This is a genomic window from Streptomyces sp. HUAS MS02, assembly GCF_055702265.1.
The window spans coordinates 5,010,316-5,030,008 of sequence record NZ_CM146747.1; the positions used below are offsets into that span (position 1 = coordinate 5,010,316).

13 protein-coding genes and 1 tRNA gene are annotated in these 19,693 nt (G+C 71.8%); 2 read left to right on the top strand and 12 right to left on the bottom strand.

Annotated features, from left to right (window positions below):
- Positions 1–75 precede the first annotated feature (75 nt).
- Positions 76–159 (top strand) — tRNA-Ser (locus tag ACZ9QC_RS21475).
- Positions 160–551: 392 nt separating this feature from the next.
- Here ACZ9QC_RS21475 and ACZ9QC_RS21480 read toward each other — a convergent pair.
- The 9 genes from ACZ9QC_RS21480 to ACZ9QC_RS21520 all read right to left on the bottom strand — a co-directional run bounded on the left by ACZ9QC_RS21480 (position 552) and on the right by ACZ9QC_RS21520 (position 10,912).
- Positions 552–1,358, bottom strand: coding sequence for an HAD family hydrolase (locus tag ACZ9QC_RS21480; RefSeq protein WP_472921753.1), 807 nt, complete (start codon positions 1,356–1,358; stop codon positions 552–554).
- 116 nt (positions 1,359–1,474) lie between these two features.
- On the bottom strand, positions 1,475–2,752 hold the full coding sequence (gene serS, locus ACZ9QC_RS21485; protein ID WP_467330653.1) for a serine--tRNA ligase: 1,278 nt from the start codon (positions 2,750–2,752) through the stop codon (positions 1,475–1,477).
- 570 nt (positions 2,753–3,322) lie between these two features.
- Positions 3,323–4,258: a prephenate dehydratase gene (gene pheA, locus ACZ9QC_RS21490; protein ID WP_472914620.1), complete on the bottom strand. Its 936-nt coding sequence runs from the start codon at positions 4,256–4,258 to the stop codon at positions 3,323–3,325.
- A 58-nt stretch (positions 4,259–4,316) separates the two neighbouring features.
- Entirely contained in the window at positions 4,317–5,750 is a 1,434-nt protein-coding gene (gene efeB / locus ACZ9QC_RS21495) for an iron uptake transporter deferrochelatase/peroxidase subunit (RefSeq protein WP_472914621.1), read from the bottom strand.
- A gap of 8 nt (positions 5,751–5,758) precedes the next feature.
- Positions 5,759–7,837 (bottom strand): copper resistance CopC/CopD family protein, encoded by a 2,079-nt coding sequence (locus tag ACZ9QC_RS21500; protein ID WP_472914622.1) that lies wholly within the window; start codon positions 7,835–7,837, stop codon positions 5,759–5,761.
- Between the two features lie 14 nt (positions 7,838–7,851).
- Positions 7,852–8,319, bottom strand: a complete 468-nt coding sequence (locus ACZ9QC_RS21505) for a copper chaperone PCu(A)C (RefSeq protein WP_472914623.1) — start codon at positions 8,317–8,319, stop codon at positions 7,852–7,854.
- The gene (locus tag ACZ9QC_RS21510) at positions 8,316–8,990 is read right to left on the bottom strand and encodes an SCO family protein (protein WP_472914624.1); all 675 of its coding nucleotides are present in this window, start codon (positions 8,988–8,990) and stop codon (positions 8,316–8,318) included. The genes ACZ9QC_RS21505 and ACZ9QC_RS21510 overlap by 4 nt, the downstream gene beginning before the upstream one ends.
- 83 nt (positions 8,991–9,073) lie before the next feature.
- Entirely contained in the window at positions 9,074–9,820 is a 747-nt protein-coding gene (locus ACZ9QC_RS21515; protein ID WP_472914625.1) for a YcnI family copper-binding membrane protein, read from the bottom strand.
- A 276-nt stretch (positions 9,821–10,096) separates the two neighbouring features.
- Positions 10,097–10,912 carry a hypothetical protein gene (locus ACZ9QC_RS21520; RefSeq protein WP_472914626.1) on the bottom strand — a complete coding sequence of 272 codons (816 nt, stop codon included), beginning with the start codon at positions 10,910–10,912 and terminating at the stop codon, positions 10,097–10,099.
- A gap of 271 nt (positions 10,913–11,183) precedes the next feature.
- Between ACZ9QC_RS21520 and ACZ9QC_RS21525 the strand changes: the two genes are divergently transcribed.
- Positions 11,184–11,630 (top strand): ATP-binding protein, encoded by a 447-nt coding sequence (locus tag ACZ9QC_RS21525; protein WP_467330640.1) that lies wholly within the window; start codon positions 11,184–11,186, stop codon positions 11,628–11,630.
- Positions 11,631–11,751: 121 nt separating this feature from the next.
- On the opposite strand, the gene fxsT is transcribed toward ACZ9QC_RS21525, so the two are convergent.
- From fxsT to ACZ9QC_RS21540, 3 genes are all read right to left on the bottom strand, one after another.
- Positions 11,752–15,747: an FxSxx-COOH system tetratricopeptide repeat protein gene (gene fxsT / locus ACZ9QC_RS21530; RefSeq protein ID WP_472914627.1), complete on the bottom strand. Its 3,996-nt coding sequence runs from the start codon at positions 15,745–15,747 to the stop codon at positions 11,752–11,754.
- Between the two features lie 71 nt (positions 15,748–15,818).
- Positions 15,819–17,069, bottom strand: a complete 1,251-nt coding sequence (locus tag ACZ9QC_RS21535) for a TIR-like protein FxsC (protein WP_472914628.1) — start codon at positions 17,067–17,069, stop codon at positions 15,819–15,821.
- A gap of 154 nt (positions 17,070–17,223) precedes the next feature.
- Positions 17,224–19,689: an FxsB family cyclophane-forming radical SAM/SPASM peptide maturase gene (locus tag ACZ9QC_RS21540; RefSeq protein WP_472914629.1), complete on the bottom strand. Its 2,466-nt coding sequence runs from the start codon at positions 19,687–19,689 to the stop codon at positions 17,224–17,226.
- Positions 19,690–19,693: the final 4 nt, after the last annotated feature.

Genomic DNA, 19,693 nt, shown 5'->3' on the forward strand with positions numbered 1-19,693 from the left:
TCCGTCTCCCCAGTGGGGAGCCGCCCGGGGCGGCCGCTTCGAGCACGCGAATCGCTTCGCGTGGGCCGCCCACCCGGAGGATTGGCCGAGTGGTAAGGCACCGGCTTGCTAAGCCGTGGTCGGGTTCTGCCCGCGCACGTTCGATCCGTGCATCCTCCGCCGTTTCGCTGTCGCTGTGACTTGGCCGGGCTTGTTGGGCCAGGGGGTGTGTGGAGAGGCTCCCAGGGCTGTGTCGGGCTTGTTGGGCCAGGGGGTGTGCAGGGAGGCTTTCGGGGCTGTGTCGGGCTTGTTGGGCCAGGGGGTGTGCGGAGTGGCTCTCGGAGGTTGCGCCCGGTCTCGGGGCGGCGGTCGGGGAGCCGGGTAATCGGCGCCTGGTGGGCCGGGTGTCGCTCGGCGGGCGCACGGATCTGCTCCGAGGCACCGTCAGGATGTTGCCGCGTCACCGCGCGTGAGGCGGTGAGGCCGCCCGGCCACAGGTCCCGCGTCCCTCTGGTGCTGTCGCCCCGCTTCCCCAGGCCCGGCCCCCGCCGCCGCGGGGGCCTTCGGTTCGTTCAGGGCAGCAAGCGTTCCAGTACCTCGGCGATGCCGTCGTCCTCGTTCGAGGAGGTCACTTCGTCGGCGACGGCCTTGAGGTCGGGATGGGCGTTGGCCATGGCCACGCCGTGCGTGGCCCAGGTGAACATCGGGATGTCGTTGGGCATGTCGCCGAAGGCGACGGTGTCCGTGCGCTTCACCCCGAGGCGGCGGGCGGCGATGGAGAGCCCGGTGGCCTTGGTGAGGCCGAGGGGGAGCAGCTCGACGATGCCCTCACCGGCCATGGCGACCGTGACGAAGCCGCCGGCGGCCTGACGGGCGGCCTCGGTGAGTTCGTCGGAGGTCAGGGTGGGGTGCTGTATGTAGATCTTGTTCAGCGGGGACGCCCAGAGCTCCGAGACGTCCGTGAGCGGGATCGTGGGGAGCGGGCCGTGCAGGGAGTACCCGCTGCCGACCAGGATCTCGCCGTCCAGGCCCGCGCGGCTGGCGGCCAGGTGCAGGGGGCCGACCTCCGCCTCGATCTTGGCGAGGGCGACCGCGGCGAGCTGTCGGTCCAGGGTGACGGCCGTGAGCAGCCGGTGCTCTCCGGCGTCGTAGACCTGTGCGCCCTGGCCGCAGACGGCCAGTCCCCGGTAGCCGAGGTCGTCGAGGATGTGGCGGGTCCAGGGGACGGCCCGGCCGGTGACGACGATGTGGGCGGCGCCCGCCGCGGTGGCCGCGGCGAGCGCTTCCCGGGTGCGCCGGGAGACCGTGTCGTCGGACTGGAGAAGCGTTCCGTCGAGGTCGGTCGCGATCAGTTTGTAGGGGAAGCCCGAGGGCGTCACGGACGGTTCGGAGACCGTGGTCGTTCCGGAGGCCGTGGCCGCGTCGGACGCGACGGGCGCCTCGGACACCGCGATCTCGCCGGGGTCCGTGGAGCCCCCGGTGGCTGCCGCTTCGCTCACTTGGCTACCGGTTCCAGCACCTCGCGGCCGCCCAGGTACGGACGCAGGACCTCGGGGACGCGGACCGAGCCGTCGGCCTGCTGGTGGTTCTCGAGGATCGCCACGATGGTGCGCGGGACGGCGCAGAGCGTGCCGTTGAGCGTGGCCAGCGGCTTGACCTGCTTGCCGTCACGGACACGGATCTGCAGGCGGCGCGACTGGAACTCCGTGCAGTCGGACGTCGAGGTCAGCTCGCGGTACTTGCCCTGGGTCGGGATCCACGCCTCGCAGTCGAACTTGCGCGAGGCCGAGGAGCCGAGGTCGGCGGAGGCGACGTCGATGACGCGGAAGGGCAGTTCGAGCGACGTCAGCCACTGCTTCTCCCAGTCCAGCAGGCGCTGGTGCTCCGCCTGCGAGTCCTCCGGCGCGACGTACGAGAACATCTCGACCTTGTCGAACTGGTGGACGCGGAAGATGCCCCGGGTGTCCTTGCCGTGCGAGCCGGCCTCGCGGCGGAAGCAGGGGGAGAAGCCGGCGTACCGCAGGGGGAGCCGGTCGGCGTCGATGATCTCGTCCATGTGGTACGCCGCCAGCGCGACCTCGGAGGTGCCGACCAGGTACAGGTCGTCCTTGTCGAGGTGGTAGACGTCCTGGGCGGCCTGGCCGAGGAAGCCGGTGCCGGCCATCGACTGCGGGCGGACCAGCGCCGGGGTCAGCATCGGGGTGAAGCCGGCCGCGGTGGCCTGCGCGATCGCCGCGTTGACCAGGGCGAGTTCCAGGAGGGCGCCGACGCCCGTCAGGAAGTAGAAGCGCGAGCCGGAGACCTTGGCGCCGCGCTCGGTGTCGATGGCGCCGAGGATCGTGCCGAGTTCCAGGTGGTCCTTCGGCTCGAAGCCCTCGGCCGCGAAGTCACGGATCTCGCCGTGCGTCTCCAGCGTGACGAAGTCCTCCTCGCCGCCGACGGGGACGTCGGGGTGGACGAGGTTGCCGAGCTGGAGGAGGAGCTCCTGGGTCTCGGTGTCGGCCGCGTCGCGCTCGGCGTCGGCGGCCTTGACGTCGGCCTTGAGCTGTTCCGCGCGCTTGAGCAGCTCGGCCTTCTCCTCGGCGGAGGCCTTGGGGATCAGCTTGCCGAGCGACTTCTGCTCGGCACGGAGCTCGTCGAAGCGGACGCCGGACGACCTGCGCCGCTCGTCGGCGGACAGGAGGGAGTCGACGAGCGCGACGTCCTCTCCACGGGCGCGCTGGGACGCGCGCACACGGTCGGGGTCCTCACGGAGCAGGCGAAGGTCAATCACCCCTCAAGGCTACCGGTGCGTGGTTCCGGCCCACGACTTGAATTCGCGGTACGCCCCTTATAGGGCACTTTGAGTTGAATATCGATTCCATGCGCCCGCCATGACAGGCGCTGGCGAAAGTCAATGAACTGAGGGGAGGCCCCCTGAAAGGGGGCAGGGGTGCGGCGCCTGGTTGACTCGACTCCCTTGTGTCGCAAGGGACTTGGGGATCGTTCGTCCACAGGAATCCACAGTGCCGCAAAGTTATCCACAGGCTGTGCGAAAGATCTGTGGACTTCCAAGAAGATCACCGGGGGAATCGGGGGCCGTCCTGAGGATTCCCGGCTCAAACCGCCTTCACGCCCACTTTCGAGTGGATTGACGTGGGAATGGGTCGCTCTAAAGGATTGACGTGAGGAAACACATGGACGAAGGGTGACCCACGGGGTTGTGGACACAGCACGGCCCGCGGAGGGGATTTGTCGACTGAGTGGTGCTGTGTTGTCGACTTGTCCCCAGGTCGAGAAGGTGCCCTGTGGATAACTTCTGTGGACAAAGAAAATAAGCAGGTAGCACCGGCGGCCGACCGGGTCAGAACCGGCCGTCCTGGCAGCGCGCCACCCAGTCCGCCGCGGCCACGAACTCGGTGTCGGAGGTGCCTGGCAGCGTGGGCCGGACCTTCGCGGTGGCGGCGTCCGCACGCGGGTACGAACCGAGGAAGCGGACCTGGAGGCAGATCCGCTTGAGGCCCATCAGCGCCTCCGCCACCCGCCGGTCGGCGATATGACCCTCGGCATCGATGGCGAAGCAGTAGTTGCCGATGCCCTCTCCGGTCGGGCGGGACTGCAGAAGCATGAGGTTCACGCCGCGGACGGCGAACTCGCCGAGCAGGTCGCGCAGCCCGCCGGGGTGGTCGTCGCGCTGCCAGATCACGACGGACGTCTTGTCGGAGCCGGTCGGGGCGGCAGGCCGGGCGGGACGGCCGACCAGGACGAACCGGGTCTGGGCGTTCTCCGCGTCGTGGATCTCGGTCTGCAGGGCCTCCAGGCCGTACCGCGAGGCCGCGAACTCGCCGGCGAAGGCGGCGTCGTAACGGCCTTCCTGGACGAGACGGGCGCCGTCGGCGTTCGAGGCGGCGGACTCCCAGACCACGTCGGGCGGGAGGTTGGCCTTCATCCACTTGCGGACCTGCGGCTGGGCGGCCGGGTGGGCGGTGACCGTCTTGATGTCCGAGAGCTGGGTGCCCGGCCGGACCAGGAGCGCGAAGGTGATCGAGAGGAGCACCTCGCGGTAGATCATCAGCGGGGCCCCGGCGACCAGCTCGTCGAGCGTGGTCGTGATGCCGCCCTCCACGGAGTTCTCGATCGGGACGAACGCGGCCTCGGCCTCGCCGTTGCGGACGGCGTCGAGCGCGGCGGGCACGGACACCACCGGGACGAGCTCGCGGGTCGCGGCCTCCGGCAGCGTGCGCAGGGCGACCTCGGTGAAGGTGCCCTCGGGGCCGAGGTACACGTAGCTGGCTGACATGGACTCACCCTAATGGGCCTCGGTCCAGCCGTACGACTCTCGCCCGGCCCCGCGGCCGTCAGCCCTCCAGGAGGCTCTGCCCCACGTACTCCCCCTCCGCCGCGCCTCCCGGGACCGCGAAGAGGCCGCTCGACTCGTGGCGGATGAACTTCGAGAGGGCGTCGCCGCGATCGAGTTTGCGCTGGACGGTGACGAAGCCGCGGAGCGGGTCGGCCTGCCAGCAGACGAAGAGGAGACCCGCGTCGGGGACGCCCTTCGCGTCGATGCCGTCGTGGAAGGAGAACGGGCGGCGGAGCATGGCCGCGCCGCCGTTCTGGTCGGGGCGGGAGATACGGGCGTGCGCGTTGATCGGGACCAGGAGACTGCCCTCGGCGTCCGTCTTCTCTAGATCCATCGCGGTCGTCTCCGTCGCCTTCGAGCCCCCGCTCAGCGGGGCGCCGTCGGACTTACGGCGCCCGATGACGTCCTCCTGCTCCTTGAGCGAGAGCTGCTCCCAGTCGTCGAGGAGCATGCGGATACGGCGTACGACGGCGTAGGAGCCGTTCGCCATCCAGGCGGGGTCGCCGGAGGTGCCCGGCGAGGCGGACCCGGGCACGAAGATCCGCTCGTCGAAGTCGGACTCGGTCGGCTTGGGGTTGCGGGTGCCGTCGACCTGCCCCATCAGGTTGCGGGCGGTCATGGGGTGGGCCGTGGCGCCCGGCGAGCGGTTGAAGCCGTTCATCTGCCACCGCACCCTGGCCGCGTGGCCCGCGTCCTTCTGGATCGCGCGCAGGGCGTGGAAGGCGACGAGCGCGTCGTCCGCGCCGATCTGCACCCACAGATCGCCGTCGCTGCGCGACCTGTCGAGCTGGTCCGAGGAGAAGTCCGGCAGCGGGTCCAGGGACTCCGGGCGCTGCTTCTCCAGCCCGGTACGGGCGAAGAAGCTGTGGCCGAAGCCGAAGGTGACCGTCAGCGACGAGGGTCCGGCGTCCAGGGCGATCGCGGTGTCGTCCTGAGCCGCGGGCTCGCCCGCCATCAGCCGCCGGGCCGTGTCCGACCAGCGGCGCAGCAGAGCGGCGGCCTCCTTGCGCCCGGCCCCGGCCGCCAGGTCGAATGCGACGAGATGGCCACGCGCCTGGAGCGGGGTGGTGATCCCCGGCTGATGTTTCACGTGAAACCTCACCTCCCCCGCGCCGAGGGAGGACAGCGGGGTGACCTTCTCGGCGGAGGAGGACGCGGAAACGGAGCCCGCCGCGTAGCCTGCGGCGCCGCCTGCCGCACCCAAAGCGAGGCCGGTGGCACCGGCCGTGCCGAGCAGGCGGCGCCGGGAGATGGGTCCGCTCGCGAGGCTCCCGGGCGGTCGGTCCCCCTCCCGCTCCGGTTTCGCACCGACGGACGACGACGGTGAGTCGTCCGTGGTCGCCCGCGCTCGCGCGGCGGCGGTGTGGTCCGCACCGCCTCGCGCTTCTCTCCGGGCGGCGGGGCCGTCTTCGCCGAGGTCCTGGTCAGCCATGATGTGTTTCAGCCGATCTGCGCGTTCTTGCTGACGGTCACCTGGTCGATGTCCGATGTCCGTACGGTCATCTCGATCTTCCAGTCGCCCGCCATGGGGACCTGTACGCCACTCGCCGTCCAGTGGCCGGTGGTGACACGTTCGGGGACCACGGGCAGCGGTCCGATCTTCTTGGCCTCCAGGGTGAAGGCGACCTTCACCTCGGGGACGTCGATGGGCTTGCCGTCGGGTCCCTGGACGTAGACGTGCATCTCGTTGGCACCCACCCGTGCGGGGTCGATCTGCAGCCGGGCGACGCCCTGGCCGTTCTTGCCCCCGGTGTCGAACGACATGTCCAGCGCCAGCGCGCCCGACGTCTCGTCCTGCTGTGTCACGGCCGCCTTGGCCGCCTCGGCCTCCTCCACCGTGCGCCCCGGCTCGGTGGCCGTCAGCACCGTGGTGACGGCGAGCAGGACGACGGCGACGCCCGCCTCCGCCAGCACGGACCGACGCAGACCCGTACGGCCCGGATCCGCGTCCCGCAGCCGCTTCTCGCGCGCACTCGCCACCGCCGCCCGCTGCCGGGCGAGCTGGGCGGCCCGCTCCGCGCCCTCGCCGGTCGCCTGCGTGGAGCCGACCGCCGCGTGCGCGACCACCGGCTCCTTCTCCTCGGCGGCCTCCGTCTCCGGAGCGGATCGCGTCTCCGGCGCGGCCGGTGCCTCCGCCAGCTGCGAGGTCCACCGGCGCGAGATCCACGCGATCCCGACCAGCACGGCCACCAGGCCGATCTTCACGAGGAGGAGCTGCCCGTACGACGTGCCGGTCAGCGCGGACCAGCTGCCGACCTGGCGCCACGACTGGTAGATCCCGGTCGCGGCCAGCACGAGGACGCTGCCGAACGCGAGCCGCGAGAACCGCCGTACGGCGCCGGTCTCGATCTGCGCGCCCACGGGTGCCCGGAAGAGTGCCACGAGGAGCGTCGCCAGGCCGCCCAGCCAGGCGGCGACGGCCAGCAGGTGCACGACGTCCAGGGGCATCGAGATGCCGGTCTGGATACCGGTCGAGGCGTGCTCGGCCATCGCCCAGCTCGCGGCCAGCCCGGCGGCGACCACGCCTCCGCCGACGGCCAGCCCGAAGGTGAGGTCCCGCTGGAGGGACGGGTCGTGGTGCTCGGAGTCGGCGTCGTCGCCCGTGTCGGCGTCGTCCCGGGAGTCCGGATCGTCGGCGGAGCTCGCGGTGCCGGCGGCCGCCGTGGCCGCGGGCTCGGTGCCGCTGGTCTCCCCGGCGTTCTCAGCGCCCTCGGTCTCCTCGGTCTCCTCGGCGTCCTCGGTCTGCTCGTCCCGCCGTGCGTACGCGCCGAACAGCACCGCGATGAACAGGGCCGCCGCGGCGAGGAGCAGCAGACGGGAGACCAGGGCGGCGCCCGTCTTCGTCTGGAGGACCTGGCCGAGGAGGTCCAGGTCGAAGACGTCGCCGAACTTGCCGGAGCCGGTGTAGGCACCGCGCAGCAGCAGCATCGTGAGGGTGGCGGTGGTCAGCGTGAGCCACCCGGCCACCACGAGCCGCTGCACGGGCCGTACCCCGGCGCCGCGCTGCCAGCAGGCCAGCACGAAGGTCGCGCCGCCGACCAGCAGGATGAAACCGGCGTACGACAGGTAGCGCGCGAAGCCGTAGAGGCCGCCGACGAGCCCGCCGCCCGCGCCCTGCTCGGGTACCGCGACCGTCGTCTTGGACGGCGCCCCCACCGAGAAGGTGAAGGCACCGGAGACGGGGTGGCTGTCCGCCGAGACGACCTGGTAGGTGACGGTGAACGTGCCGTCGGGCAGGCCCGCGTGCAGCCCGACGGCATAGCTGTTCCCGCCCAGATCGGTGACCTCGCCGGTGTCGGCCTCCTTGCCCTTGGGGTCGTACACGCGCACCGAACCGTCGGACACCGCGACCTTCTCGGAGAAGGTGAGCGACACCTGGTCCGGTGCCTCCTGGACCACCGAGCCCTGTTGCGGGTCGCTGCCGGTCAGCGCGGCGTGCGCGGAGACGGGCACGGCACCGGCGAGCAGCGCTCCGACGGTGGCGAACAACAGCAACAGCAAGGGCCTCAACCGGCTCACCGGTGCTACCTCCCTCAGTGACCGCTGGTCGGCTGGTACGTCGCCGACTTCACGGGCATCTCGACCGTGATGGCCTCGGACTTGGTGAAGTTCAACCGCAGGGACACCGTCTCGCCTTCCTTCGGCTTGCGCTTCAGGTTCTCGAACATCAGGTGGTTTCCACCGGTCTCCAGGACGAGTTCGCCGTCGGCGGGGACCTTCAGGCCCGCGACCTCCCGCATCGACTGCCCGGTCGTCTCGTGGACGGTGACGTCCTGGGCGAGGTCGCTGGTGACGGAGGTCAGCTCGTCCGCCGTACCGCCGTCGTTCTCGATGACGAGGTAACCGGCGGCCATGGAGTCCGTGACGGGCTGCGGCATGTAGGCCGCTTTCACGGACAGCTTCGCGGCGGAGCCGGAGGAAGAGGAGCCGGTGGAGCCGCAGCCCGTCAGGGCGACGAGCGCGGCGGCGGTGATCAGGACGGGGCCGGCCGGTGCTCTCACGGGTTCTCGCCCTTGAGCAGCTTCGGCAGGTCCTTCTCGTAGTCCTGCACGGTGGCGTCCTCGCCGTACAGCACATAGCCGTCGTCGGTCTTCGGCGAGAACGCGATGACCTGGGTGCCGTGCTCGGAGACGGTCTTGCCGTTCTTGTCCTTGGTCGGCGGGGCGATGGAGATGCCGAGGGTGCGGGCGCCGGCCTGGATGTCGTCGAAGTCGCCGGTCAGACCGACGATCTCGGAGTCGATGCCCTTGAGCCACTTCCCCAGTTCGGCCGAGGTGTCGCGCTCCGGGTCGGTGGTGACGAAGACGAGCCGGAGGTTCGCCAGCTCCGCCTTCGGCACCTTCTTCGCGATCTCCTTCTTGGCGACCGCGAGGTTGTTCATGGTGAGCGGGCAGACGTCGGGGCAGTTGGTGTAGCCGAAGTAGATCAGCGTCGGCTTGCCCGCGGTCTCCTTGCGGAGGTCGTACGACTTGCCGTTGGTGTCGGTGAGGACCAGGTCCGGCTTGGTGAACGGCTGGTCCAGGACGGTGGCGGCCTTGCGCGGTCCGGTGTCCGAGACCTCGGCGACCGACGTGGTGGAGCTGTCGCCCGTGCCGCAGGCCGAGAGGCCGAGGACGGCCGCGGCCAGCAGGGCACCGGCCGCGAGCGTCTTCTTCTTGGTGTTCGTGCGCATGAGGAATGTCCAGTGGGTTCGAGCCCCGGCGCGCACGGGGCGTACCCGCGCGCGCCGAGGGAGAGGGCCGGGAAGCCGGAGGCTCAGGCGTTCGTACGCCGACGGCCGGCGAGGACGCCGTACGCCACGCCCGCCGCGCCGATGACGATGCCGACGACGCCGAGCACGCGGGCGATGGTGTCGCCGCTGTCGGCGGGTGCGGCGGTGGTCTCGTTGGACGCGGCCTCGGCGTCGTCGGCGTCCTTCGACTTGTCGGAGGCGTTCGAGGCGCCGGACGCGCCGTGGTGGTCGTCGGACGCGGCGGACAGCGCGAGCACGGGCGCCGGGTTCTCGGGCTCCTCCTGGCCGTCCTGCGGCACCTCGATCCAGCGGACGACCTCCTTGTTGGAGTACGTCTGGAGCGCCTTGAAGACCAGTTCGTCGGTGTTCTCGGGGAGCTGGCCGATGGAGACCGGGAACTTCTGGAAGAAGCCCGCTGCGATGCCGTCGCCGGTGGCGGTCCAGGTGATCTTGGAGACGGCCTCGTCGATCTGCTCGCCGTGCAGTTCGAGCGGCTTGTCGAGCTTGGCCTTGGTGACCTGGATCTTCCAGCCGGGGACGGCCTCCGGCTGGGCCGAGGCGAGCGGGTGGTCGGTCGGGAAGTTCACCTCGAGCTTGGTGGTCGTGGCGTCGTCGCGCTCGTTGGGGACCTTGAAGTTGACGGTCGCGTACCCGCCCTTGGCCGCCGTGCCCTCCGCCGCGACGCTGACGTGGGCGGACGCGGGGCCGGACAGGAGGAGCACGGCCGAGCCGGCGAGGGCGCCGACGGCGGCGATACGAGAAGCCTTCATGACTGGTGACACTCCACAGTGAGTGAGGGAGAAGAGAGGACGAGGGAGCGCGCACCCCGCGAGCCGACAGCCGGGCTGCGGCACAGGCCGGCATCCACGGCCGGGACCGGGAGCAGGGCTGGGAGCCGACCGGAGCCTGCGGGCCGGAACCCGTGGAGCCGGAGCCGTAGGGCCGGAGCCGTCGAGGCCGCTGGATCGGGGTCGGCGGCGGGTGCGCGGGGCTCGACGCCGGGCGACGGACGCCCTCTCCCTGGTGTGGAGTGAGTGTGCGTCGGGTCAGGCGGCGAGCATGAAGGCGGGCGCGGCGGCCGGAGGGCCGCGGCGGACGACGGTGTGCTGGAGCGCGGTCGTCCGTAGGACGGCGGGCGCCACGTGCACGGTGTGCGGGGCGCGCGAAACCGCCTCCGGCGTGCCCGGCAGCCCGGACCGCAGGACCCGCGCCAGCGCGAGCGCGCCACGCAGCGACCGCACGAGCGGCTCCTCGGCCGCCAGCCGGGTCAGACGGAGCAGCGCGAGGTCGCCGTGGCGCAGCACCCACCCGGCGGCAACGGCCGCGAGTACATGGCCGAGCAGCATGGGCAGGGACGGCAGGAGGGCGGCGGACGAGCCCGGCGCGGTCGTCATCGCGTCCGCCGGGTCGTGCGTGACGTGCGTACCGCCGACTCCCGCGTCGATGAGGATGCGTCGGGCCCGCTCGGGGCTCAGCGCCGCCGCGGTCGTGCCGCACACGAAGCGGGCCGCGCGCTCGATGAGCGCCGCGTCCATCGCCTCCGTCGTGCGGGACGCGCCGGTCGTCCCGTGCTGGTTCAGGCCGAACAGGACGTGCAGCACGGTCTGGGCCACCGCCAGCAGTGCCGCGATGCCCGGGAGCGAGCGTGGTCGGCCGGCCAGTGCGGCGGCGACGCAGAAGGTGCCGAGGAACCCGACGCCCAGACTCCACAGCGGGACCGTCGCGCACGAGGCGAGTGCGTGTCCGGCCCCGGCCAGCACGACACAGACCGCGGCGAACACCGCGGCCCGCAGGACCCGGAGGTGGCCTCCGGCGCGGGTCCGGCGTGGCGCGGCCGGGCGGTCTGGGTGGGGGGCAGTCATGGCGGGCCCATCATCGCACCGGGGCGCTCCGCCGGGTTCGGCGGGTTCACGGGTTGAGGTACGGGGCGGGAGAGGGCGGTGTTCAGGGGCGTGCGGTGGGGGTGGGTGCGCGCGGAAGGGGTGGGTGATTCGGAAGGGTTCGGTCCGCATACACCGAATGTGCGGGGGACGCATCCGCCGTATGGGCGGAGAGACGGGTTCCGGGCGATTGCGCGCGGGCCTCGGCGGCAATACGTAACGGTATGTCGAGCCGCGGCCAGGAGGCTGGAGCATGAGCATCTGGTGGTCACTCCATCTGCGGCGCGAGGCTGCGAGCGTGCCGCTCGCCCGACGGCTGCTGATCGGCACGATGGAGACCGCGGGCGTCGATCCCGATGTCTCCTACGACCTCTCCATCGCCCTCAGCGAGGCCTGTGCCAACGCTGTCGAGCACGGCGGCGCGATCCCGGCCGGCACCACCACCGAGGCGTACCGGGTGACCGCCTACCTCGACGGTGAGAAGTGCCGGATCGAGGTCGCCGACTCCGGACCGGGCTTCCCGCACCGTCATCCGGTCCGCCCGGCCCCCGCCGACGCCGAGGACGGCCGCGGCCTCTGCCTCATCCGGGAGCTCGCCGACCACGTCCACATCGGCAACAAGCCGGGCCGCGGCGGCGCGATCGTCAGCTTCGACAAGATCCTCAAGTGGCGCGACGACGCACCGCTGGTGGCCGTCTAGAGCACGTCCAGAGCACGTCCAGAGTTCACTGCTCGGCAGCCGGCCGGCACTCACACGTCGGCAGCCGCCTTCACCCACCCGCCGGCGGGCGACAACGCACCCGTGCCCACGGCCTCCCGCATCAGATCTGGTGCGGCTCCAAGTCCCTCCCCACCCGCTGCCAGGAGCGGACCAGCACGGTCACCGGATGGTTCCGGCCCAGCAGCTGGGTGAGCCTGGTCGCCGCCTTCTCCTGGAGCCGTACGGCCTCCTCGTGACCCGTGTCCCGCAGGGTGATCGCCAGGTTGCCCATGCCGACCAGCACATCGGGGTGGTCCGGGCCGAACCGCCGGCTCAGCCCTTCCACGGCCTGGCGTTCCGAGTGCTCGGCGTGGTCGTACAGGCCCCGGACCCCGTAGGCGTTGGCCAGGTTGAGGCTCGCGGAGCAGACGGCGGGGTGGTCGTCCCCGAGCGTCGCCGCCAGACAGTCGCGGGCGTGGCGGCTCAGCTCCTCCGCCTTCTCGGTGTTGCCCAGGGCCAGGTGGTACATGGCGAGGTTGTTGAAGCAGTACATGGTGAACGGGTGCTCGGCGCCGAACGAGTCCTGGTACCCGTCGAGCACCTCCTCGACCTGGTGGACCGCCCGCGCGGGACCGTCCTCGGGATCGGTGGCGAAGTAGTCCGCGGCGAGGTTGAGCCCGCAGGCCAGAACCTCGGGGATGGTGCTGCCGTAGCGGTCGTGGTAGCGGGCGTACGTCTTCCAGGTCTCCTCGGTGATCCGCAGCGCCTCGGCGGTACGGCCCGCCTTGCGCAGCGAGACCGCGAGGCTCTTGTCGGCCTGCAACACCTCCGGTACGCCCGGGTTGAACACCTGCTCGAAGCTTTCGCGGACCTCGCGCAGGAGCTCGGCGGAGGTCCGGTAGTCCCCGAGGTCGCGCAGGTCGCGCGCGTGGTGCCCCTTGGTGGCGAGCGTGTAGGGATGGGTCGGGCCGAGCAGCGCGGTGCGGCGGCGGACCGTGTCCTCGGTGAGCCGGCGGGCCGCTTCGCTGTCGCCGGCCAGCCGCAGGTCGATGGCCAGGTTGTTGGCGGCCGAGAGCGTCCGCGGATGGTCGTCGCCGAAGATCTCCTTGAACCCCAGGTGGATGCGCAGGTCCAGGTCCAGCGCCTCCTTGTAGCGCCCCAGCGCCCTGAGGTCGGCGGCCAGACTGCCCGAGGTCATGAGGATGTTCGGATGGTCCTCGCCGAGCAGTCGGCGCTGGCCGTCCAGGGTCCTCTCGTCCATCGCCCGCGCGGCCTGGTAGTCGCCCTGGGAACGCATCACGTTCGCCAGCTGGAAGCGGAGGTTGAGGACCTGCTCGTCGTCCGCGTCGAGGATCTCGTTGGTCCACAGCTCGTCGAGCTCGGTGGCCAGGTCGCGGGCCGCCTGCAGCTCGCCGCGTTTGCCCAGGTAGCGGACGCGGTCCACCATCAGCTGGCGGGGCTCCTCCTCCGCGCACTCGCGGATGTTCGAGGGCATCAGATGGGGCCAGATCACCTCGAACCCGAGCCACTGCGCGGGATCGTCCACGGCACCCTCGCGCGGCCGGGCGGCGGCCAGGATGCGGTGCACCTCGTGCATGGTCTCCACGTACCGCTGGTCGTCCAGACTGTCCCGTACCGCCGCCTGCACCAACCGGTGCACCTGGATGGAGTTGTCGGCGGAGTCGACCTTGGCGAGGGCGAAGCGGTTCAGGGCCTGGGTGACGCGGCCGAGCATGTAGCGGGCGCGCAGGTCCCGGTCGTACGGCAGCAGGGCGTCGATCATCGCGTCGCTGCTGATCAGGGTCATGGAGATGGGCTCGGCCGAGAAGAAGGCGCACAGTTCGAGCAGTCGGGCCGCCGCCGGGGACTCCTCGCGCAGCCGGGTGATGGAGATGTTCCAGGTGGCGCCGACGGAGGACGGGTACTCGACCGCGTTCACCGCCTCCTGCACCGACAGCACCCGGGTGGACTGCTCCCGCAGCTGGTCGATGTACTCCTCCACCGGTGTGGCCGTCGCCTCCAGCCAGGCCGCCGCGACCTCCACGGCCAGCGGCAGGTCGCCCAGCGCGTCGGCGACCCGGTCCGCGTCGGCGTCGCGCAGTCCGGGGACCCGGCGGCACAGGTGCTCCACGCTCTCCTCGCGGGTGAAGACCTCCATCTCCAGCGACTGCACCACCGTCGAGCCGGGCCGGTCGCGGGTGGTGACCAGGATGTGGCCGTACACGTGGTCCCGCAGCGGAGCCGTCTGGCCCGGGAAGAGCGGCAACGCCCGGTTGAGGTCCGGCACGTTGTCGAAGATGAGCAGCCAGCGGGCGCACGGGTCACCCTGCCGCAGGGCCCGCATCGCGGCCTCGGCCGCCTCGGAGACGTCGTCGCCGACCGGTAGGTCCAGTTCCTGCGCGAGGGCGGCCACCTTCGGCAGCACGAGGTCCGGCTGTTCGGCGTCGATCCACCACACCAGGTCGTAGTCCGCCTTGAACCGGTGGGCGTACTCGCGGGCGAGCTGGGACTTGCCCACCCCGCCCAGACCGTGCAGCACCTGCGGCAGCCGCTGTCCGGAGCGGCCGCTGACCAGGCGCTCGCGCAGCCGGTCCAGGATCGGTGAGCGGCCGGTGAACCACGGGTAGCGGGGCTGGACGTTGGAGATCCGGGTGCCGGTGTTGGGGAAGCGGGCGCCGCCGCCCGGCGGCGCGGACAGGACGTCCGGGTGGTCGAGGCTCGCCAGCAGGGTCCGGTGGGCCCGGTCCTCGTCGAGCCGGGTGAGGTCGATGGCGCCCCGGGAGGAGTGCGGCAGGCTGAGGCGGACGTCGTCGACGCGGACCGCCACCGGCCGGTTCCCCGGTTTGCGCCCGTCGGCGTGCACGGCGTCCTCCCAGGCCCGGCGCGCCCTGCGGGAGTCGAGGAAGGCGGGCGAGACCACGGCGAGCAGCCGCTCCGAGCCGTCGGCCGCGTCCTCGGCGCCGGACGCCGTCCGGTCCGCGTGCCCCGGCAGCCCGTCGGCGTCCTGCGGCAGCGCCCGGACGTCCATCGGCGCCACGTCGAAACCGGCGTTGCGGAGCACCGACTCCAGCCAGTCGACCCACATCCGGTCCTCGGAGACGTAGTACAGCACCAGCCGGGAGACGGGCAGCGGGCGCCGCCGGGTGTACGCGGCCTTGTACCGGGCCCGCTTCTCCTCGCCGATCAGGGGGAGCCGGGTGACCCGGCCCTCGGTGATGACGGAGGTGACCCGTTCGCAGGCGCTCAGCATGGAGTTGGCGGTCTTCGGCGGGTCGCCGAAGGCCGCCAGGATCTCCTCGTAGGCGTAGTACGGCTGGTAGAGGACCTCCATCGACGACCAGTAGTCGGCCAGCCGGTCGCCGTCCAGGCCGGCGGGCAGTCCGGCGAAGCGTTCCCGGGCCAAGGCGCGCCCCGCGTCGAGCTTGTCCTTCTCGCCGAGGTCGATGCGCATGGCGAGGGGCAGGACGCGGATGCCCTTGTGGCCGAACCGCTCCCGGATGCTCTGCGCGACGGCGGCGGCGCCCTCGATGCTCTGGCCGCTGAGGGTGTAGCAGACGACGAGGGTGTGGGGCATCTGCACGGTGCAGACGTCGGCGAGGTCGCTGAGCCCGGTACGGCTGTCGATCAGGGTGTAGTCGTAGTGGCGCCGCATGTCCGCGCGCATCGCCTCGAAGAACTGGCCGCCACCGTAGCTGGCGTAGAAGAGGTCCCAATCCATGTTGCCGATCACGGGGTAGTCGTCCTGCCGCCGTCCGGCGGAGAGGAAGTCCAGGCTGCCGCCCTCGGGGAAGGTCCAGTCGAGGGTCAGCGCGTGCGGGCGGACGCGGGCGTACCGGCGGTGCCAGTCCGGGGCGCGGTCGGGCAGGTCGCGCAGTGCCTCCCGGCGGTAGTCGCTGATGAGGTTGCTCAGCCCGGGGGTGGCCCGGAGCATCGCCGGGTTCAGGAAGGGGTGGAAGAACTTGTGCAGACCGGGCGCTTCCAGGTCCCAGTCGACGGCCAGGACGCGGTGTCCGCCCGCGGCCAGGATCCACGCCACGTTCGCGAGCGTCATGGTCCGGCCGGTGCCGCCCTTGTACGAGTAGAACGTGATGACCGTGCCGTTGCGGTTCTCCGTCATGCGCCTGCCGTCCTCCGCCCTGTCCGACCCGCTCTTGCCGTACTCCCGTACGCCCCGGTGACCCCGGGGTCCTAGCCGCCCAGGTCCGCCGGGCCCCGCAGCCGCGGGGGTGCGACGAGGGGTCCCGCCGGTGGATAGGTCCGTGCGTGTGCCTCGTAGGAGGCGACGGCCTGTTTCACGGCCGTCTGCAGTTCGTTGCCGAAGGCGTCCAGGGTGCGGATGCCGCCGTTGTGGGTCCGGTGGCCGCTGCCCTCCGTCGTCCGCGCGGCCAGGGCCTTCTCGGTGAGGGCCGTCAGCCGCTTCTCCCGTGCCGGTCCGGCGTCCTCCTCGCACCGGGGGATCATCACGCTGATCCACGGCCGCTGTTCCTCGCACAGCCGTTCCAGCAGCTCCCGGCCCCGGGCGGAGGCGAGGGCCCAGCGGTCGAGCAGCAGCAGCCCGGGGGCGCGGGGCGGGCCGGGGCCGAGCAGCCGGTCGGCGTCCTTCTCGAAGTCCCCGATGTTGACCTTGTAGTCCATGGTGCGCACCAGGTCCGCCGCGTGTTCGCCGAGCGGCCGGGTCGACGCCGGGTGGTACGGGTTCCAGTCGCGCGGCAGTTGCCCGTAGCAGTCGGGCTCGCGGCCCGGCGGCAGGTCGGAGCGGGTGCACGCCATGACCGTGATGTCGAACTCCGGGGGGTGGCCCGAGGCGCCGAACGCGCTGGGCAGCGACTCGTACTCGTCGTACGTCTGCCCTTCGTCCAGCTCGGTGACCTTGGCCACGTGCACGATCTGCTTGGCCAGCCGGTACAGGGCCCGCTCGTACTCGTCCCGCAGGTAGTGGAGTTTGGTCAGCCCGTAGAACCCCTCCTCCGCGTAGTCCTGGCCGAAGGACACGTGGTTGAACTGCAGGTCCTTGGCCGCGTGCGGGAGTTGGGCGGGTTCCACGGGCACCCATAACGCGGGGATGATCGCCTGCTCCCGGGTGGCGCCGCCGCGGGCCCGGTGGCTGATCTGCCGCTGGCTGAAGGCCCACCACTCCCGTCCGCACTGCTCGCTGATGAAGTAGCGGGGCGAGTAGAGGGGGACGAAGACCTTGCAGCGCGCGAGGTTCTCGGACAGTTCGTCCGTCCACCGGGTGCCGACGGCCATGCCCTGGTCCAGGAAACCGGCCCGTGCGCCGCGCGGCAGATCGGTCATCTGCATGATGTGGGCGCACAGCCCGTCGTACAGCTTTCTCACCCAGATGTTCGGATCGGTGTCACCGGCGTCATTTCGCGGCGTGTGCGCGTAACTGAGGAAGAAATAAGGGCTTCCGCCGCCCCTGGCCGCATCTCCTCGCACCCATGCCCCCCGATGCCCGGACTTTCTTCAGTGTAGGAAGCGGGCAGGGGCACGTGGAATATGACGAACGGGCTCAATGTCGCTGGCTCGGCCCGCCGATGCGCGGCCATCGAACAAGCAAGCGGAATAAAGCGGGCGTCGCGCCCCTCGCCCCCTACGGCCGGACCGTCCGCCGGTGTTCCTCCGCCGCCCGCCGGGCCGCGCGCAGGGCCTCCGCGCTGACCTCGTCCGTGGCCAGCGCCTCCCGGAGCCCCGCGACGAACCGCTTCCCGGTCTCCGTCAGCGCCCCGGAGTCCGCGAGCGTTCCCATCGCCTCCGCCGTCTGGTCCCGCCACCGGGAGAACCGCGTCTCGGCATCCGGCCCGCCCCCGCCGCGCCACCGGGCCCGCCAGAAGTCGACCACCGCGAGATGCGCGTACGTCCCCTGCAACAGCCCTTCCAGCGGGCGCGGGTCGGGACGCCAGGGCGCGTAGAACAACGTCGCGCAGGTCGGGTCGTAGAGGTCGACCAGATCCAGTACGGCCCCCAGCTTCACGTGCTGGAACTCGTGGACGAGGAGCAGCGCCAGGGTCTCCGGCGCGGACGGCCGGGCGACGGCCACCGCGCCGAAGGCGTCGCGGGCCGCGGAACTGATGTCGGCCCCCTCGGGGGAGGGCGTGAGCGGGGTGATCGTCCGGAGCCCGGCGGCGAAACCCGGCGCGTACTCGGGCAGTTCGCGCCGGATCCAGGCCCAGGCCGCGGTCAGGTCGGACCGCCACGCCTCGGCCTCGTCCTCGCCGAGCCGGGGGTGCGCCGGGTGGCCGTGGCAGTCCCGCCAGGGGTCGGTGTCCTCCAAGGTCACGGACCAGCCGTCCAGTTCGAACCGCCGGCTGCCCCGCCAGGCGGGGTCCGCGCGGCCGCTCCGGGGGATCGCGTACGTCCGGCCGCCCGCCCGGACCGTGCAGCCGTCGGCGTCCGTGCGCACCAGAACCCGCTCGGTGCCCGCCTCCACCGTGAGGGTCCCGAGCGTGGGCAGCCGCAGCAGCCCGCCGTGCACCGGGACGACCACCGAAGCCCGGCGGCCGGACCGGAACGCGGCGGCGGCCGCGATCTCCGCCGTCCCGCGTACGGCCGTCGTCCCGCGTGCGGCCGTCGCCGTGGCGCCCGTGACGCCTGCGGCCGGTCCCGGCGACGGGCGGGCCCCGAGGGCGCTCAGCGCCCAGGACCGCACATAGGGGTGGGCCAGGATCCGGTCCACCGCTTCGGGGGCTTCGGCGTCGAGGGCGGTCAGTGTGTCCCACGCGTCCTCGCCGTCCTCGCCGTCCTCGGCGGTCGGCGCGAGCGTCGTCTCGTGCCGGACCAGACCCAGCAGCTCACGGGCCAGGGCGAGTTGATGGCGGGCCAGCAGGTCGACGGTGGCGCCCGAGCCGCGTCCGGTGGACAGTTCGGCCAGGTGGTGGTCGGCGAGCGCCGACCGCGCGGACTGGTCGGTCATATGACGGTCCCGGATGTCGGTGATGAGGGCCAGCAGATCGGAGCAGTACACGGACGGGTTGCGGAAGCCGCTGCCGTCGGAGCGGTACCGGTGGGCGTAGAGACCGCCGCCGCACGAGCGCACCACCGGGCAGGACCGGCACTCCTCGGCCAGCCCGTCGAGACCCTGCTGCCGGGCCACGATGCCCGGATGCCGGGCGACCTCGTCCAGGGAGTTGCGGAACACGTCCAGTCCGGTGGCGGGCGCCCCGTCGTGCGCGGTCTTGAGCGAGTCCGCCTGTTCGAAGGTCCCGTCGGTCTCGATCACGGCGAGGTCGGCGGGCGCCAGCCCCAGCGACTCGGTCAGGCTGCTCTCGCCGCGCAGGGTCCGCAGCACCGAGTCGAAGATCCGGACGTCCATGGCGCGGCCGGTCGCGGTCCACCGGTCGTGGACGGCCAGCAGCCAGCGCGCGTACGCCGTGCCGTCGGTGTCCTCGGCCGGACGCGCGGGCGGCTCGTCCCAGGTGGCGTGCGGGAGGAGGAAGTCGACGCGGGGAGGGGCGAGGGCCGCCAGCGCGTCATGGACGGCGACCGGGTCGTTGCGCAGGTCGACGGTGCACAGGAGGCCGGCGAAGAGATGGCGGTGGCGCGGCCGGTTGAGCAGGGCGATGCCCCTGAGGACGCGGTCGTGGCTGCTGCGCCCGTCGGCGTAGCGGCGGTGCAGGTCGTTGGCGGCCCGGTCGCCGTCCAGCGAGACGCCGACCTTGATGCCGAACTCGTCGAACAGGTCCAGGAACCGCTCGTCCAGCGTGACGGCGTTGGTGTGGATCCGCAGGTCCAGTTCGCACACACCGCTCAGGGCGGCCGTCAGTTCCGTGGCGGCCCTGCGCAGCCGGGCCCGGCCCGCGAGGAGGGGCTCGCCGCCGTGCAGGACCACGTGGACGGCGTCCAGCCCGTGCGCCCCGGCGTGCTCGGCGATCCGCTCCGCCGTGGCGCGCAGGACCTCGTCCGAGACCACCACGGGCCGACGGCTCCAGCTCTGGTCGGCGTGCTCGTACACATAGCAGTGGTCGCACGCGAGATCGCAGCGACTGTGCATCTTCAGCACGAACTGACGCAGCGGCAGGAGCGGTCGGCCCATGACGGTCGCGACGGTGTTGACGGTCATGTGA

Coding starts and splice junctions, on each gene's coding strand:
- ACZ9QC_RS21515 (WP_472914625.1), bottom strand. CDS start 9,820: ATGAAGGCTTCTCGTATCGCCGCCGTCGGCGCCCTCGCCGGCTCGGCC.
- ACZ9QC_RS21540 (WP_472914629.1), bottom strand. CDS start 19,689: ATGACCGTCAACACCGTCGCGACCGTCATGGGCCGACCGCTCCTGCCG.
- ACZ9QC_RS21510 (WP_472914624.1), bottom strand. CDS start 8,990: ATGCGCACGAACACCAAGAAGAAGACGCTCGCGGCCGGTGCCCTGCTG.
- efeB (WP_472914621.1), bottom strand. CDS start 5,750: ATGGCTGACCAGGACCTCGGCGAAGACGGCCCCGCCGCCCGGAGAGAA.
- pheA (WP_472914620.1), bottom strand. CDS start 4,258: ATGTCAGCCAGCTACGTGTACCTCGGCCCCGAGGGCACCTTCACCGAG.
- fxsT (WP_472914627.1), bottom strand. CDS start 15,747: ATGACGGAGAACCGCAACGGCACGGTCATCACGTTCTACTCGTACAAG.
- ACZ9QC_RS21525 (WP_467330640.1), top strand. CDS start 11,184: ATGAGCATCTGGTGGTCACTCCATCTGCGGCGCGAGGCTGCGAGCGTG.
- ACZ9QC_RS21520 (WP_472914626.1), bottom strand. CDS start 10,912: ATGACTGCCCCCCACCCAGACCGCCCGGCCGCGCCACGCCGGACCCGC.